We start from the raw sequence: 17,269 nt of genomic DNA on the forward strand, positions 1-17,269 counted from the left end.
GCTGTCCTTTTTTATTTTCACTTTACTATTTCAATGATTTATGAAAAGTTTAAGTGGGGAGAATAGAAAACTGATTTGATGTACAGAAAAGTCATCAATAAAATCTAAAGCTTGGTTGTTTTTGGCTTAATGGAGGAATGAAAGCTGTGAAACAAGAAATACAAGATATGATTGCAGATTACATACATTTTTTACGGGTTGAACGTCAACTATCTACAAATACATTGCAATCTTATGAGAGAGATATTAGAGACTATACACAGAATATATTCGACATCCAACAACTTGAAACATTTGATGATGTTGAGCGTTATCATATATTGCAGCATTTACAAACGTTGCGCAATAAAGGAATATCTGCTCGTACAGTTTCAAGGCATATTTCAGCAATTCGCTCTTTCCATCAATTTTTGCTTCGAGAAAAAAGATGTAGTAACGATCCAACGATTCATATTGATATGCCGAAAATTGAACAAAAATTACCAAGAGTATTATCAATTGAAGAAATAGATAGACTAATTGCAGCTACAAATGTAGCCAAACCACAAGGTGTTCGTGATCGTGCAATGTTAGAATTACTTTACGCAACAGGTATGCGTGTAAGTGAATGCATTGCTTTAAATTTAGAAGATATTCATTTAACAATGGGTTTTGTACGTGTCTTCGGAAAAGGTGGTAAGGAGAGAATTATTCCTCTAGGCGGTACTGCAATTGACGCATGTACAAAATATCTAAATACTGCACGTTTTCAATTGGAGAATCCTAAATTACGAACAGAAGCATTATTTATAAACCAAAGAGGAAAAAGGCTAACTAGACAAGGATGTTGGAAATTATTGAAGGGCTATGCGGAAAAGGCTGGTATAGAAAAAGAACTAACACCACATATTTTAAGACACTCTTTTGCTACGCATTTAATCGAAAATGGTGCAGATTTAAGAGCTGTTCAAGAAATGTTAGGGCATGCTGATATTGCAACAACTCAAATTTATACACATATTAGTAAAACTAGATTATCTGAAGTTTATAAACAATTCCATCCTAGAGCATAGTTTTTACATTAGTCAGATGTCTGACCTTTATTTTTTTGAAGAATTTGATAGAATGAATGTATAAATGAGGAGGATAAATTGATGAACACAAAACCTTTTAAACGTATTCACTTAATCGTTATGGATTCTGTTGGAATAGGTGAAGCACCAGATGCTGCAAAATTTAATGATGTAGGTGCTGATACACTTGGACATATCGCACATGAAATGAAAGGGCTAACAATGCCGAATATGGAACGCTTAGGTTATACAAATATTCGTGGTTTACTTGGCCTTAAAGATCTTGAAGGGATGAAATCTGTAGAAAAACCTGCAGCTTATTATGGTTATATGCAAGAAGCTTCAGTTGGTAAAGATACAATGACTGGACACTGGGAAATAATGGGTCTCAATATTAATAAACCATTTAAAGTCTACCCAGAAGGTTTCCCACAATCATTGATCGATGAATTAGAAGAACGCACTGGACGTAAAGTTTTATGTAATAAACCTGCTTCTGGTACGCAAGTTATCGAAGATTTCGGTAAAGAACATATGGAAACAGGTGCTATTATTGTTTATACATCTGCTGACCCTGTTCTTCAAATCGCAGCTCATGAAGATGTTGTACCATTAGACGAATTGTATAGAATTTGTGAAATTGCTCGTGAAATAACTTTAAAACCTGAATATTTAGTGGGTCGTGTAATTGCTCGTCCTTTCGTAGGAACACCTGGAAACTTTACTCGTACTTCAAATCGTCATGACTATGCTTTAAAACCATTTGGACGTACTGTTATGAATGAAATGAAAGATGCAGGCCTAGATGTAATCGCATTAGGTAAAATCTCTGATATATACAACGGTGAAGGAGTAACTGAGGCTATTCGTACGAAAGACAATTCGGATGGTATGGATCAATTAGTGAATGTGATGAAAAAAGACTTCCATGGTTTATCATTCTTGAATCTTGTTGATTTTGATGCAAAATATGGTCACCGCCGAAATCCAATCGGATACGGAGAAGCGCTTGAAGAATTTGATCGCCGTCTTCCTGAAGCATTAGAGCTAATGGGAGAAGATGATTTACTTTTGATCACTGCTGACCATGGTAATGACCCAACTTTCCCTGGTACAGATCACACACGTGAATTTGTTCCATTAATCGCATATTCTCCACGCTTTAAAGAAGGCAATGTATTACCAAAAATGAGTACATTTGCATCTTTAGGTGCGACTGTTGCAGATAACTTCAATGTAAAATTACCAGAATACGGTGAAAGTTTTTTGCAAACTTTAAAATAAGTTAGGGGGGATTTATCATGAGAATGGTAGATATTATTGAAAAAAAACGAGATGGTTTTGAACTGACTACCGAAGAAATCCGCTTCTTCATAGAAGGTTATACAAAAGGAGAAATTCCTGATTATCAAGCAAGTAGTTTAGCAATGGCCATCTACTTCCAAGACATGACAGATAAAGAACGTGCGGATTTAACAATGGCTATGGTTGAATCAGGAGATCAAATTGACCTATCTGGTATAGATGGTATAAAAGTAGATAAACACTCTACTGGTGGTGTTGGTGATACGACTACACTTGTATTAGGACCTTTAGTTGCAGCAGTAGGTGTACCCGTTGCAAAAATGAGTGGACGTGGTTTAGGTCATACAGGTGGTACAATCGATAAATTGGAATCGATTGAAGGCTTCCATGTAGAGCTTACGACAGAACAATTCATGCAACAAGTGAATGACATCAAGTTAGCTGTAATTGGACAATCTGGTAACTTAACACCTGCGGATAAAAAATTATATGCTCTACGTGATGTTACAGGAACTGTCCCAAGTATCCCACTAATTGCAAGTTCTATTATGAGTAAAAAAATTGCAGCAGGTGCTGATGCAATCGTTCTAGATGTTAAAACTGGTGACGGAGCGTTTATGAAAACCGTTGAAGATTCTAAAAAGTTAGCTCATGCAATGGTTCAAATCGGTAAGAACGTTGGACGTAATACAATGGCAATTATCTCTGACATGAACCAACCACTAGGATACGCTATTGGGAATGCTTTAGAAATGAAAGAAGCAATTGATACTTTATGCGGCAAAGGACCTGAAGATTTAACAGAGCTTTGCTTAACATTAGGTTCACAAATGGTCGTTCTTGGTGGTCATGCACAAACAATCGAAGAAGCTCGTAAACAACTTGAAGAAGTAATTGCTAATGGTGCAGCTCTTGACGTTTTCAAAAAGTTCATCAAAGGTCAAGGTGGAAACCCTGCGGTAGTAGACGATCCTTCATTGCTACCTCAAGCCCAATATATGATTGAAGTACCTGCTAAAGAATCAGGCTTTGTCAGTCATATTGTTGCAGATGAAATCGGTACTGCTGCAATGTTATTAGGCGCAGGTCGCGCAACGAAAGAATCTGAAATAGATTTAGCCGTTGGATTAGTATTACGCAAAAAGGTGGGAGACCAAGTAAAAGCTGGAGAATCTCTAGTAACCATTTATGCGAATCGTGAAGATGTTGAAGAAGTTAAAGAAAAAATCTACGCAAACATTAAATTATCTTCTGAAGCAATCACAGCACCTAAACTAATCGAAGATATTATTACAGAGTAGAAAAATTTTTTAATAGACAATATAAAAGCAGAACCACATTGATTATTTTTTAAATCAATGTGGTTTTTTCGTTTTATAGATACTTATTTCAAAGTTATAAAAGAAATTCAGTTAATGCATCTTTATGTTTACTAGATAATTTTACTAATTCAAATTCTCCCGCACTGATTAAACTTTTAAGAGTTTTCATTTCGCTCCAGGCTAAGTCATAAAGTTGCTGATCTATCACTCCAGTTGATAAGGCCTCTTCAAGTTCATTAGCATCTTTTTCAATTATTTCCCCCGATGGCAATAAAATAATATCTAAAAATAAGTCATCCATCCAAGGTCTCCCGTTGTCTATTCCATTACAAAGGCATATGTCTATATACCATTGAACCACATTTCCTTTAGCATCAAACATTGTAGTGACAGAATGATTTTTGTCTGACGGAAATTGTTGAAGCCACATATAGCCATTATCAACAATGCATATATCCTTTTTGCCATAAACTTTGAATAGAGGACTAGATACAGTAATTGTATGTAGCAATGTTATGTAACCTTTAAATTCTTGTGTGTCAAAAAATGATTGAGCAAATCTCCTTTGTAAAATTCGTTTCCAATCTAAACGATCTCCGTATTTTCTCTTTAACATAAAACCTCCTAATAATCCTTTATTTTACTAATTATACCTTTAAATAATGGCATTTCTATTAATAATGGCTGAAGAAATATTTTCTTCCGTTAGTCGAGTAAAGATTCTTTCTTTATAATCTTGTCGAAAACGAAAGAAATATTTTTATTTCAAATGTTTCCCATGATTAAAAGTCATTATTTAAATCCATACTAACGGATGGTAGCTGTCGTATTTTTTCTATCTTTAGCGTTTTGATTGTTAAATTGTCAGGGCATAGGATTCTTCTATTCTTGCGTAGAATAGGTTTTGAAAAGGAGGTATGTAAATGCAGCACCATATTGAAATTACTTCAGAAAAAATTGCGATTATTAGATTAGGAGGAGAGCTAGATCATCATGCAGCTCGTCATATCCGGGAAGATATTTCGCAAGCTATTTACAGTGGCTATGTACAAGATATTATTTGGAATTTAGAGGGGCTACAGTTTATGGATAGTGCAGGTGTAGGACTAATCTTGGGAAGAATGAGAGACCTACAAGTACACAATGGTCGTACTTTAATCATTAAACCTTCTTCTACAATGGAGAAAATTTTCCAATTTTCAGGATTAGGAAAATATATTTGGCATGATACAGAACAAGAAGCCATCCAAAGTTTAGGAGGTATTCTACATGGATAATGAAATGACGTTATCTTTTAGAGCGATTAGTGATAATGAGGCACTTGCTAGAATTGCAATTACAAGTTTTCTATCTATATTAGACCCTACAATTGAAGAATTATCAGAGATTAAAACTGTTGTTTCTGAGGCAGTTACGAATGCAATTATTCATGGATATGATGAAGATCCAAATGGAATTGTAACTGTTCAGGCATCTCGCAATGGGAGAGAAATAACAATTTCAATCTTAGATCAAGGCATCGGAATTGAAAATGTAACAAAAGCAATGGAACCACTATATACGACAAAACCAATGTTAGAAAGGTCAGGTATGGGCTTTACAATAATGGAAAGCTTCACAGATCAATTGACTGTGCAATCAGAACTTGGGAAAGGAACGGCTGTCACCTTTAAGAAGCAATTTCAACCAGTAGAAGAGCCGCTATATGTAAGGTGAGAACAATGACATCAAACCCGCAAGCGTCAAAAGAACTTCTAACACAGGAAAGAATGAGAGAACTTATAAAATTAGCGCAGGCAGGGGATGAAGCAGCCAGAAAAGAAATGGTAGAGGGAAATACCAGACTTGTTTGGTCTATTGTTCAACGTTTTACTTCAAGGGGTGCCGATTTAGAAGATCTTTTTCAAATTGGATGTATTGGGCTGATGAAATCTGTAGATAAATTCGATTTATCTTATCCTGTAAAATTTTCAACCTATGCTGTACCGATGATTATTGGAGAGATTCAACGATTTCTTCGTGATGATGGTATGGTCAAAGTTAGTCGTTCTATTCGTGAACTAAACTATAAAATTCGTCATGCTTCAGATGATTTTCTAAAAGAACATGAAAGACCACCTACTTTACAGGAATTGGCGACAATCTTGGAAGTGTCAATTGATGATATTACGATGGCTAGTGATGCTCTGCGTGATCCTGCATCACTTCATGAGCAAATTTTTGAAAGTGATGGCGATCCAATCAGTTTAATGGATCAAATGAAAGACGAAAGATCCGAAAAACCATTTGAGCATATTCCGTTAAAAGATATGTTGGAAAGACTAGGAAAGCGTGAGCAATCTGTCATTTATTTACGCTATTATCTTGATTGTACTCAAAGTGACATTGCTGAAAGGCTTGGTATCTCACAAGTTCAAGTTTCACGTTTAGAAAAGAGAATATTAGCACAACTTAAAATTTGGTTAACCGATCAGCAGTACGAACAATTGGTAAAGGCGGCAGAACATGAGTAGTAATAACAACAAAGAAATACAAACAATTTTCAAAAATAGTCAAGAAGCAGAAGCTTTCATGATTTCCCAATTTGGGAAAAGTGAAAGCTTCGATGTCAATATGAAGCATATTCATATTCATAATATGGATGTATTTACGATTAATATAAACGGTTTAATCGATAGTCAAAATTACACTCAATTATTGACAAATATACAGCCGACTGAAGAATATAAAAGAAATAAATTTCAATCAGGTAAAGCCAAAACAAATTCTGGTGAAAAAGAGCAAGATGAGGATCATAAAGAAGAGGAAGATAGTGAAAAAGAGAATAGCTCGCCAAATGAAGAACAAATCCAAGCAGAAGCTGAGTATTTTTTTGTTTCATTTCCATTCTTTGCATGGGAAGTACAAACATCTAAAGATAAATTACTAACTGCTATTATGAGTGGACAAGTTGCTTTTATTACACCATCTGGTATTGCTTTTACAGCAGATTTAAGAAGCTATCCTGGAAGAAATCCAGAAGAACCTGATAATGAAAAAGTAATTCGTGGTTCAAGAGATGGTTTTACTGAAAATATTGTTCAAAATACGGGCTTAATTCGTAGAAGAATTCGTGATACATCTTTACGCTTTGAGCTACATCAAGTATCAACAAGAAGTCAAATGGATGTATCACTTGTTTATTTGAAAAATCTTGTCAATAATGAACATTTGGAATTTATCAGAGAGCGTTTAAAGGATATAAAACATGATGGATTAACAATGGCAGATAAATCACTAGAAGAATGGTTGATTAAGCAAGGTTTTCATCCATTACCATTTGTGCGGTATAGTGAAAGACCAGATATTGTAGCAGCGCATATACTAGAAGGACATATCGCAATAGTAGTTGATACATCTCCATCAGTCATATTAGTCCCGGTTACAGTGTTCCACCATTTACAGCATGCAGAAGAGTATAGACAGGCACCTGCTATTGGAACAATCATTCGTTTTTTGCGATTTTTTGGCGCATTCTTAAGCTTCTTTTTATTACCACTATGGTTCTTGATTGTTAAACATCCTGAATATATACCATCTTTTATGGATTTTATTGGTATAAATAAGAAATCCTCAGTACCACTCCTCGTTCAAATATTGGCGGCAGATATTGGTATAGAATTTTTAAGGCTTGCAGCTATTCATACACCAACCCCATTATCAACAGCTATGGGATTAATAGCAGGTATCATTATAGGTCAGATTGCGATTGACGTAGGTTTGTTTTCTGCAGAGGTTGTACTTTACACAGCTGTATCAGCAATTTTTACTTTTGCAATTCCTTCGTATGAATTAAGTGTAACGATTAAGATTTTTAGGATATTATTACTGCTATTAACGGCAGCATTTGGAGTAAACGGCTTCTTTATTGGGATTTTGTTAACGGTGTTTTATATGGCTTCCTTAAAACCGATGAAGGTACCATATCTATGGCCGTTAATTCCTTTCTTCCCAGCTGCGTTTGCCCATGTGGTGATTCGTTATCCAATGACTAATGATTCACCAAGGCCATTTATCCTTGGAGCTAAGGATCGAAAACGAAACTAAGAGGCATTGCATCTATTCTTCTATCGTGTTAAAGTTCAAGATATAGAAAATTCGGTGTATTCTTGAAATTGTAAGGAAACACGATAGGAGCGATTAGATGTATTTATACGGTACTCAATCTATTACAGAAAATGACCATTTATCTATCGGTGGAGTCGATACAATAGAATTAGTAAAAGCATATGGAACACCTCTATATGTTTATGATATTGCTCTATTTAGAAAAAGAGCACGAGGTTTTATAGATACTTTCAAAAATGCTTCTGTAAAAGCTCAAGTTGCTTATGCAAGTAAAGCATTCTCGAGTATGGCAATCTATCAAGTAGCAGCACAAGAAGGATTATCGGTTGATGTTGTCTCTGGCGGTGAGTTATATACTGCTTTAAAAGCAGGATTCCCAAGCGAAAAGATTCATTTCCATGGGAATAATAAAAGTCCTCAAGAATTAGAGTTTGCATTTAAATCTAATATTGGATGTATTGTTATTGATAATTTTTATGAAATTGAATTATTAAAACAATTATCTAGTGAAAGAAAGCAGAAGATGCATGTCTTAATTCGGGTAACACCGGGTGTAGAAGCTCATACCCATGACTTTATTACAACAGGTCAATCTGATTCAAAATTTGGCTTTGATTTAAATAATGGTCAAGCTGATGAAGCTTTTAAAGCATTATATAATGATCCCTTCCTAGAATTACAAGGAATGCATTGTCATATTGGTTCGCAAATCTTTGATACAGCTGCATTTCGTCTTGCTGCAAAAAAATTGACAGATAAAATGGGCGAATGGCAGGAAGAATATCAATTCCATGCAAATGTATTAAATTTAGGCGGTGGTTTTGGAATTCGATATACAAACGAAGACGCTCCGTTAGAACCAGCTATTTATGTTGATGATATGATTCAAACAGTGAAACAAGAAGCAGATAGATTAAATATTTTAATGCCGGAGATTTGGATAGAACCTGGAAGATCACTAGTCGGTGATGCAGGCACAACCCTATATACTATCGGCTCTCAAAAAGTAGTACCAAATACGCGTAATTACTTAGCTGTTGATGGAGGAATGTCTGATAATATCAGACCTGCTCTATATGATGCGAAGTATGATGCAGTAATTGCCAACAAAATGTCACAATCTGCAACTGCTACATATACGATTGCTGGTAAACTGTGCGAATCCGGTGATAAACTAATTGAGAACATTAATCTACCAAAGGCCGAACCAAACGATATTCTTGCAACATTTTGTACAGGAGCTTATGGCTATTCCATGGCAAGTAATTATAATAGATTACCTAGACCAGCTGTTGTTTTTGTTGAAAATGGAGAACATCAGTTAGTAGTAGAACGCGAAAGTTATGAGGATCTTGTGAAGTTAGACCTTCCGTTAGCAATAGGAAGGAGGTAAGCTAAACGTGAAAAAAAGTAATATTATTCTTTTAATATCCTTGCTTATTATGGCTATTATATGGGGTGTTATTTATTGGATTTTTATAGCACCAGATTCAGTTTCTAAATAGTGGAAAAATATTTGCGCATTTTTTGCTTTTCGTGTAGGATATTCAAGGATACTTAAAGGCAAAAAAAGAGGGATCTAATATATGTTATGTCGTTATAAGAAAGCATACGAAAAAATTGCAATGGGACTCTTGTCTTTTATGCCAGAACATAAAGATGTAAAGAAGTTACAAGAGACAATTTGTATATATAATTCTGATCCGAACTGGCAACTGTTTTTATGGAAACAAGCAGAAGATTATATTGGTCTTGTTGGTGTGGAGATAAAAGATAGTGAATGGATTGTTAGACATATATCAGTGGACCCTTCTCATCGAGGAGAAGGACTTGGAGTAGAAATGATTCGACAACTTTCAGAGATGGATTTATGCTGTTCGATAGCACCAGATTCTTTAACAGAACCATTTATCCAAAAATGTCTAACGATGTTAGAAGGAGCAGACAATAAGTATTAATGTCTGCTTCTTCTTTTTTCATCCCTAGTTAAAAGAATATTAGAACGATCTCTAAGCATATGTTTATTTTGAATGAAATAGTTATCACTCGGTGGTAATAGAGATATAGAGTGCTCAACTTTTTCTTTTAAAGATTGAGAGGTTATCTCAATGTACCAGCAACTAAATAATTCATGATTCGATACATGTTCTTGAGTGAGATGGATTTTTTGTAACAAATCTTGTGTATTAATCTCTTCTAAAAACGGATTATAAACAGAAGCACTTAATGTTCGTTCAGCTTTTTTTAAAATGGTATGTGCTCCTTTAAAATTATCTCTTCGCCAGTGATAAAGACCTGTAGCTAGTTGAATCCATCCTGTAAGTGGATGCTTTTTGTCTCTTGGTGCGACTACTTTCCAATATTCCTCTAATACTTCATGACATTCAAAATAATCTTGATTGCCATTGAAATACGTAAGAAATTGGACAAATAAAGGGTGATGCATTGGATGCATTTTGCTCACCTTTCCTCTATACTAAATTTTGAAGATAAATTGTCAGGTGGTAAATTATGTCATATGAAGTTAAACTAGAGGCTTTTGAAGGTCCTCTCGATTTATTATTACATTTAATCCATCGTTTGGAAATTGATATATATGATATTCCTATGGCAGAACTTACTGCTCAGTATATGGAACATATTCAAGCGATGCAAGTTTTGGAGCTGAATGAAGCGAGTGAATATTTAGTAATGGCGGCTACATTACTAGCGATAAAAAGTAAAATGTTACTGCCTATTCATGAAGGGGAACTCGAAGATGAAGAATTTGAAATAGACGAACCTGACCCTCGTGAAGAACTTGTAGCAAGATTAATAGAATATAGAAAATTTAAAGAAGCAGCAGTAAATTTAAAAGAGATGGAAGCAACCCGTACTAAATATTTTACAAGACCTCCTGCAGATTTATCTGCTTATTTACCGGATGAACAATTAGTTTTGTTCGATACTTCTGTAAATGTCTATGATATGGTAGCGGCATTTCAAAAAATGTTAAATCGTAAAAGGTTAAAAGCACCGCTAACGACAAAGGTAACAAAGCAAGATATTTCAATCAAAAATCAAATGCGAGCTGTAGTTGGAGTTCTCAAGGCTGCACATGGACGTGCAGATTTCTTTGATTTATTTCCATACGAAGATAAGGGAACTCTTGTTATTACATTTATATCGTTATTAGAATTGATGAAACGACAGGTGGTAGCTGTTGAACAAGAAAATAATTTCGCGAACTTAACGGTGATTTTACGGAAGGAAGAAATAACAGATGAACAACTTGAATCGATTGATGAGCAAAATTGAGAGCCTTCTTTTCGTAATAGGAGAAGATGGGTTAACCATTCAACAGCTTTCAATGTTGACTGATGCAAAAGAAGAGCTAATTGCAGAAGCAATTCATCAAATGATACAAAATTATGAAGAACAATCAGAACGAGGTATTGCCATTAAAGAATTGGCAGGAACTTTTCGGCTGATATCAAAACCAGAACATGCAGACACAATCCAAAAATTGGTAGAAAATCCTCCGAGTCAATCATTATCGCAGGCGGCACTTGAAGTTTTGGCGATTGTTGCTTATAAACAACCAATTACTAGAGTTGAAATTGATGATTTAAGAGGTGTAAAAAGTGAAAGAGCGTTACATACTTTAAGTGCACGAGGTTTAGTACATGAAGTTGGGCGAGCTGAAGGTACTGGACGTGCCATATTATATGGTACAACAAAAGAATTCTTGAATTATTTTGGGATGAAGAATATTAACGAATTACCAGAGCTTCCTGATGAAAGTGCAAGCGAAATAGATGAGCAACCAGATTTGTTTATGTCTAAATTCCAAGAAGCTTTTCAAGAACCACAAACAGACTGATCGCTAAAGGAGTGACATTTTGCGTCGTTGGATTGTTGTTATATTATGTTGTGTAATTGCTTTAATGCCATTTGGAAAAACAGCAGAAGCTGCTTCAAGTTCTTTTGCAGTAATCGATGCAGATACCGGAAGATTATTGGTTGGTATGAACGAACACGAAAAATTACCGATTGCTAGTCTTACCAAAATGTGGACTGCATTTGTAGCGGTTAAAGAATCTAAGCTAGATAAAGAAACGACAATATCAAAAAAAGCTACATTAAGTGAAGGATCATCCATTTATCTAGTTGAAGGTGAAACTACAACATTAAAGACTTTATTAAATGGTTTACTTTTGCGTTCAGGTAACGATGCAGCTACCGCTATTGCGGAAGAAGTAGGAGGGTCTGAAGAGGGATTTGTCAAATTAATGAATGACTACGCTGTTATATATGGTTTATCAAATACTCGATTTGAAAATCCATCAGGCCTTCATAATGACAATCATTTGTCTTCTGCATATGATACTGCTCAAATGCTAAGAATCGGGATGCAGAATAAAGATTTTCGAAAAATAGCTACTACAAAATATTATAAAAACGACTTGAAAAATCCGACAGTTTGGAAAAACAAGCATAAACTGCTTCATTATAACGAATATGCAAAGGCTGGTAAAACGGGCTATACAAAAGTAGCTGGACGTACACTAGCTACCTACTTTGAAAAAGATGGTAAGCGTATTATTGTTGTTACTCTAAACGAGTCAAATGATTGGCAAGTACATGCAGGTTTTGCCGAAAATATTTTCCAAAAATATGATAAAACGTTATTAGCTAAAAAAGGGTTATATCAAGTGAGAGACGATTTGCAAGTCGAGTTGAATCACCCAGTATATGCGCTGATTTCAAAAGATGAACAAAAGAAAGTGAAATCCATTCTTAAAATGCCAAGAATCGCACATGGAGATATTGGTATATGGACATTTTATCTTGACGGAAAGCCAATCATTGAGGAACCGGTACAAATGATATGGAAATAAAAGACTGCAAAATGCAGTCTTTTTTTGCTCATAAAATGTTAGGGTGAATTTCGCGAGCTTGATTAAAAAATTAACGAAAGCAATTCTCGCTATAGAATTAAATACAATCTAAAGAAGAATTTAAAATTTAATTTAAAAAGTAAGCTGTAGTTACTTATACTTTTATTATTAGAAAAAGTATGCAATAATTTTTGAAGGCTATAAGCTTAAGTTTAATGAGGTGACCAAATGGAAAGACTACAGAAAGTAATTGCTCATGCTGGTATTGCATCGAGAAGAAAAGCAGAAGAGTTAATCATAGAAGGTAAAGTAAAAGTTAATGGTCAAGTTATTCGAGAACTTGGTACAAAAGTTACTGCTTCAGATTCAATTGAAGTCAATGGTATAAAAATTGAGAAAGAAAAGAAGGTTTATTTTTTACTATATAAACCTAGAGGAGTAATTTCAGCAGTTTCAGATGATAGAGGTCGGAAGACAGTTGTTGACCTATTTCCACATGTCGAAGAAAGAATTTTCCCTGTTGGACGATTAGATTACGAAACTTCAGGTGTTTTGTTATTAACAAACGATGGAGATTTTTCAAACTTATTAACACATCCACGCTACAACATAGATAAAACGTATGTTGCAAAAATAAAAGGATTACCAAGAAGAGAAGATTTGAAAAAATTAGAGCGCGGTATCATGTTAGAAGATGGTAAAACAGCACCGGCTAAAGTAAAAGTACTTTCGTCTGATCGAGAACAAGGAAAATCTATTATTGCCATCACTATTCACGAAGGACGTAATAGACAAGTTCGTCGTATGTTCGAGGCAATTGGCTGTCCTGTCTTAAAGTTGAAACGCGAACAATTTGCCTTTTTAGGCTTACATGGGTTAAATGCTGGAGAATCTCGTGAACTAACTGCTCATGAAGTAAAACAACTTCGCGTTCTCTCTGAAACAGGTAAGATTGGCTAAAAGAATTTTAGTGGATTTTACATTTAGTAACAAATAAGTTGAAGGTGAAAACTTTTACTATATGTTACAAAAGGTTCACAAACCATCCATATCTTATAAAGCATTGAAGTGATATTTTGTTATAATAGAATGGATTGTTTCTGTCGTTTTTAAGGAGGCTTACTACGACAATGGAGAAAAAACAAAAAAGATTATATACACGTATTGTCATTTTAGCTGTTCTCGTAGCTGCTATTGCTTATACAGTGTATAATACCGCCCATAAAGATGATGTACAATTGTTGAAAATTGGTGATAATGCCCCAGATTTCTCATTAGTAGATTTAAATGGAGAAACACATAAACTGTCTGATTATAAAGGACAAGGCGTTCTATTAAACTTTTGGGGAACTTGGTGTAAGCCATGTAAAAAAGAAATGCCTGCTATCAACAATCAGTACAAGCAATTTAAAAATCAAGGTGTTCAAATCTTAGGTATTAATATCGCACAATCTAATTTAGAAGTTTCAAGCTATGCTGATAAATTAGGTGTAGAGTTTCCAATTGCAATTGATAAAACCAAAAGTGTAATGCGTGCATATAATGTAGATATATTACCAACAACTGTATTGATCGATAAAGATGGTAAGATTGTGAAAATTATTACAGGGGAAATGACGGAAACAGATATTGAAAAATACCTAAAGAGTATTAAACCCTAGATAAGGAGTTCTTAAGGATGAAAAGTATAACTTGTGAATGTGGCCATGTTAATCCCGAAGGAACGCATCTATGTGAAAAATGTGGACGACCTCTAACTGACGAAGATAAAAAGCAAAAAATAGTCGACATGAAATACGAAGGAAGGGCCATTCGTTCTAAAACGTATAATAAGTCAATTATCGATAAGATTTGGAACTTCTTTTCAAGTGTTAAAGTTGGAGTGTCAATCATTGTTATTACATTGATTGCTGCAGCAATTGGTACGTTTTTACCCCAAGTAATTTACGTTAATGTAACTGAGGGTGAAGATATAAAACAAGCTTATGTCGACAACTATGGTACGTTTGGGAAAATCTATTATAATTTAGGACTAACAGATATTTATAGCTCATGGTGGTTCCAAACTTTAATAGGAATGTTAGCGATATCAATTATCGTGGCTAGTTTAGACCGTGGGATTCCACTTTATAAATCGTTGAAAAACCAACGTGTAAGACGACATGAAAGCTTTATGAAACGCCAACGTATTTTTGGTGAAAGAGAAATGACGTCAGCTGAAGCTGATAAAACATTAGATTTAACTGAAAAGAAAATGAAAGAGCTAAAATACAATGTTCGTAGAGAAGATGGTGTACTTTTAGCTGAAAAAGGTCGCTTTGCTCGTTCAGGTCCATATGTCAATCATTTAGGCTTAATCATATTTTTATTTGGTGTTATGTTACGATTAATGCCAGGTTTTTATGTAGATGAAGATTTATGGATTCGAGAAGGTGAAACAGCGTCTATTCCTGGTATGGAAGGTTATTACCTACATAGTAATAAGTTCACTTTCGAAACATACAAAAAAGATGAACAAAAAGAAGAGTTTAACCAATCCAAAGCTGCCGTAAACTCTGTCGCTAAAAACTACCAAACTGATGTAGTTTTGTATAAAGCAAAAGATAATGCTGTCGCAGGGGACACAACTGATTTAAAACAGGTATTACACCATGCGATTAAAGTAAACGAACCGTTAAAGTATGATGGGTTTGCTCTTTATCAAATGGATTTCCGCTTGAACGAACTAAAAGCGATGAATTTTAACTTGGTAAATAAAAAAACAGGTAAATCATTAGGTGAAGTCAATATCAATTTAGCAGATCCTAAAAAAGTTTATAATCTTGATAAACAAACAAAAGTTGAATTAAAAGGATACTATCCAACATTCTCTGGATTTGAAGATGGAGAACCTCAATCAGAATCTCCAGTTCCAAATAATCCTGCATTTATATTTAAAATGTACACACCTGAAACACCAAAAGGTGAAACAAGTTTTGTTGCCATTAAACAAACATTAGAACCTCTAGGTGAAACAAAGTATAAGATGCAGTTTGCTAACATTGAAACAAGAAATGTATCAGGACTAACTATCAGAAAAGACAAGACTCTTCCTATTCTGGCACTTGGTGGTATAATCTTTATGATAGGTGTCGTTATGGGCTCTTATTGGAGTCATCGTCGTTTATGGTTACAAAAAACTGTGGATGGTCGTTTAATGATGGCTGCGCATACAAACAAAAACTGGTTTAGTATGAAAAAAGATTTAGATACAGTAACTGAATTTGCACACCTACCTAACTGGGTAGATCAGCAAGATGATGATGATCTTAAGAAAAAGCAAGAAAAGGAAAAGGAAGGTGACAACACCTTATGAGTTTAATTGGTTTAAGTGGTACTTTATTATTTATCGCATTTATCGCATATTTAGTCGCTACATTATTCTTTGGTGGCGCGATTAAAGGTACAAAACAGGATGCTTCAAAATCCAACAAAAAATGGGGCAAAATTGCGATTACAATTACTATTATAGGTTTTATCGCTAATCTTGGATATTTTATAACTCGTTGGATTTATGCTGGACATGCACCAGTTAGTAATATGTTTGAATTTACTACTGCTTTTGGTATGTTTGTAGTAGGTGCATTTATTTTAATTTACTTTATTTATAGATTACCATCATTAGGGCTATTTGCATTGCCAATCGCAATATTAATCATTGCTTATGCAAGTATGTTCCCACGTGAAGTAACACCATTAATCCCTGCATTAAAAAGTTATTGGTTATATATCCATGTAATAACAGCAGCAATTGGTGAATCTATTTTAGCCATCAGTGCTGTTGCCGGAATAATCTATTTACTAAAAAATATTGATACATCAAAACGTACTAAAAGTAGTATTTGGTTAGAAGTTGTAATGTACGCAGCTGTATTAGTAATTGGTTTCGTAATTGTAACATCCACATTTAGAATTATGGGATATGAGGCTGATTTCACTTATGTTGATAAAAATGGTGCACAACAAGAAATCACTTATAATACACCAGCACTATTCGGTATGCACCAATATGAACTAAAATCATCTGGTAAGATGGAACCTTTAGCTGAAATGCCAGCTATTGTTAATGCGAAGAAACTTACTACTGTTGTATGGTCTGTTCTAGTAGGTACAATTTTATATGCTTTACTTCGACTATTATTACGAAAATCTATTTCTAGATTTATACAACCGCTTGCTAATCGCGCAAATTTACAATTATTAGATGAAATAGGTTACCGTTCTGTTTTAATTGGTTTCCCAGTATTTACATTAGGAGCATTGATTTTTGCTATGATTTGGGCACAAGAAGCTTGGTCAAGATTCTGGGGTTGGGATCCAAAAGAAGTATGGGCATTAATTACTTGGTTGTTCTATGCAGCTTTTCTTCACTTACGATTATCCAAAGGATGGCAAGGTGAAAAATCTGCTTGGCTTGCAGTAATAGGATTTGTCATTATTATGTTTAACCTTGTTGCTGTTAACTTAATCATTGCTGGTTTACACTCATATGCAGGTTAACTTATTTTGAATTATTAAAAGCCTTTTCCAACTATGAGGGAAAGGCTTTTCTTTTCAATTAATA

At 34.6% G+C, this 17,269-nt stretch carries 18 protein-coding genes; 16 read left to right on the forward strand and 2 right to left on the reverse strand.

Annotated features, from left to right (window positions below):
* Positions 1–158 precede the first annotated feature (158 nt).
* The 3 genes from xerD to CW357_RS02930 all read left to right on the forward strand — a co-directional run bounded on the left by xerD (position 159) and on the right by CW357_RS02930 (position 3,658).
* Positions 159–1,052, forward strand: a complete 894-nt coding sequence (xerD, locus tag CW357_RS02920) for a site-specific tyrosine recombinase XerD (RefSeq protein WP_369973805.1) — start codon at positions 159–161, stop codon at positions 1,050–1,052.
* An 81-nt stretch (positions 1,053–1,133) separates the two neighbouring features.
* Positions 1,134–2,336, forward strand: a complete 1,203-nt coding sequence (gene deoB / locus CW357_RS02925) for a phosphopentomutase (protein WP_119416427.1) — start codon at positions 1,134–1,136, stop codon at positions 2,334–2,336.
* Between the two features lie 17 nt (positions 2,337–2,353).
* A complete protein-coding gene (locus tag CW357_RS02930; RefSeq protein WP_124217289.1) occupies positions 2,354–3,658 on the forward strand; it encodes a pyrimidine-nucleoside phosphorylase in 1,305 nt (434 codons plus the stop codon).
* A 94-nt stretch (positions 3,659–3,752) separates the two neighbouring features.
* Here CW357_RS02930 and CW357_RS02935 read toward each other — a convergent pair whose 3' ends face one another.
* Positions 3,753–4,295, reverse strand: coding sequence for a ribonuclease FAU-1 family protein (locus CW357_RS02935; RefSeq protein WP_119416429.1), 543 nt, complete (start codon positions 4,293–4,295; stop codon positions 3,753–3,755).
* Positions 4,296–4,602: 307 nt separating this feature from the next.
* Between CW357_RS02935 and CW357_RS02940 the strand changes: the two genes are divergently transcribed.
* The 6 genes from CW357_RS02940 to CW357_RS02965 all read left to right on the forward strand — a co-directional run bounded on the left by CW357_RS02940 (position 4,603) and on the right by CW357_RS02965 (position 9,744).
* On the forward strand, positions 4,603–4,956 hold the full coding sequence (locus CW357_RS02940; RefSeq protein ID WP_119416430.1) for an STAS domain-containing protein: 354 nt from the start codon (positions 4,603–4,605) through the stop codon (positions 4,954–4,956).
* Positions 4,949–5,395, forward strand: a complete 447-nt coding sequence (gene spoIIAB, locus CW357_RS02945) for an anti-sigma F factor (RefSeq protein ID WP_119416431.1) — start codon at positions 4,949–4,951, stop codon at positions 5,393–5,395. Before CW357_RS02940 ends, spoIIAB begins: the two co-directional genes overlap by 8 nt.
* Before the next feature lie 5 nt (positions 5,396–5,400).
* Positions 5,401–6,192: a SigF/SigG family RNA polymerase sporulation sigma factor gene (locus CW357_RS02950; protein ID WP_119416432.1), complete on the forward strand. Its 792-nt coding sequence runs from the start codon at positions 5,401–5,403 to the stop codon at positions 6,190–6,192.
* Positions 6,185–7,765, forward strand: coding sequence for a spore germination protein (locus tag CW357_RS02955; RefSeq protein WP_241155033.1), 1,581 nt, complete (start codon positions 6,185–6,187; stop codon positions 7,763–7,765). The genes CW357_RS02950 and CW357_RS02955 overlap by 8 nt, the downstream gene beginning before the upstream one ends.
* 97 nt (positions 7,766–7,862) lie before the next feature.
* Positions 7,863–9,179, forward strand: coding sequence for a diaminopimelate decarboxylase (gene lysA, locus CW357_RS02960; protein ID WP_119416433.1), 1,317 nt, complete (start codon positions 7,863–7,865; stop codon positions 9,177–9,179).
* 193 nt (positions 9,180–9,372) lie between these two features.
* The gene (locus tag CW357_RS02965; protein WP_119416434.1) at positions 9,373–9,744 is read left to right on the forward strand and encodes a GNAT family N-acetyltransferase; all 372 of its coding nucleotides are present in this window, start codon (positions 9,373–9,375) and stop codon (positions 9,742–9,744) included.
* Here CW357_RS02965 and CW357_RS02970 read toward each other — a convergent pair.
* Positions 9,741–10,241 carry a DUF309 domain-containing protein gene (locus tag CW357_RS02970; RefSeq protein ID WP_119416435.1) on the reverse strand — a complete coding sequence of 167 codons (501 nt, stop codon included), beginning with the start codon at positions 10,239–10,241 and terminating at the stop codon, positions 9,741–9,743. The two genes, CW357_RS02965 and CW357_RS02970, sit on opposite strands and share 4 nt — an antisense overlap.
* A 56-nt stretch (positions 10,242–10,297) precedes the next feature.
* Here CW357_RS02970 and CW357_RS02975 point away from each other — a divergent pair, with 56 nt between their 5' ends.
* The 7 genes from CW357_RS02975 (at position 10,298) to ccsB (ending at position 17,205) form a co-directional block, all read left to right on the forward strand.
* Positions 10,298–11,083, forward strand: coding sequence for a segregation/condensation protein A (locus tag CW357_RS02975; protein ID WP_119416436.1), 786 nt, complete (start codon positions 10,298–10,300; stop codon positions 11,081–11,083).
* Positions 11,049–11,648, forward strand: coding sequence for an SMC-Scp complex subunit ScpB (gene scpB / locus CW357_RS02980; RefSeq protein WP_119416437.1), 600 nt, complete (start codon positions 11,049–11,051; stop codon positions 11,646–11,648). The genes CW357_RS02975 and scpB overlap by 35 nt, the downstream gene beginning before the upstream one ends.
* Before the next feature lie 19 nt (positions 11,649–11,667).
* Positions 11,668–12,666 carry a D-alanyl-D-alanine carboxypeptidase family protein gene (locus tag CW357_RS02985; RefSeq protein WP_233548103.1) on the forward strand — a complete coding sequence of 333 codons (999 nt, stop codon included), beginning with the start codon at positions 11,668–11,670 and terminating at the stop codon, positions 12,664–12,666.
* A gap of 228 nt (positions 12,667–12,894) precedes the next feature.
* Positions 12,895–13,626, forward strand: coding sequence for a pseudouridine synthase (locus CW357_RS02990; RefSeq protein ID WP_119416438.1), 732 nt, complete (start codon positions 12,895–12,897; stop codon positions 13,624–13,626).
* 170 nt (positions 13,627–13,796) lie between these two features.
* Complete coding sequence (gene resA, locus CW357_RS02995) at positions 13,797–14,327, forward strand: thiol-disulfide oxidoreductase ResA (protein WP_124217290.1); 531 nt, start codon at positions 13,797–13,799, stop codon at positions 14,325–14,327.
* Between the two features lie 17 nt (positions 14,328–14,344).
* Positions 14,345–16,021, forward strand: a complete 1,677-nt coding sequence (locus CW357_RS03000; RefSeq protein WP_119416440.1) for a cytochrome c biogenesis protein ResB — start codon at positions 14,345–14,347, stop codon at positions 16,019–16,021.
* Positions 16,018–17,205: a c-type cytochrome biogenesis protein CcsB gene (gene ccsB, locus CW357_RS03005; protein WP_124217291.1), complete on the forward strand. Its 1,188-nt coding sequence runs from the start codon at positions 16,018–16,020 to the stop codon at positions 17,203–17,205. The genes CW357_RS03000 and ccsB overlap by 4 nt, the downstream gene beginning before the upstream one ends.
* Positions 17,206–17,269: the final 64 nt, after the last annotated feature.

The sequence above is a fragment of the Rummeliibacillus sp. TYF005 genome (assembly GCF_003844195.1).
Taxonomy (GTDB): domain Bacteria; phylum Bacillota; class Bacilli; order Bacillales_A; family Planococcaceae; genus Rummeliibacillus.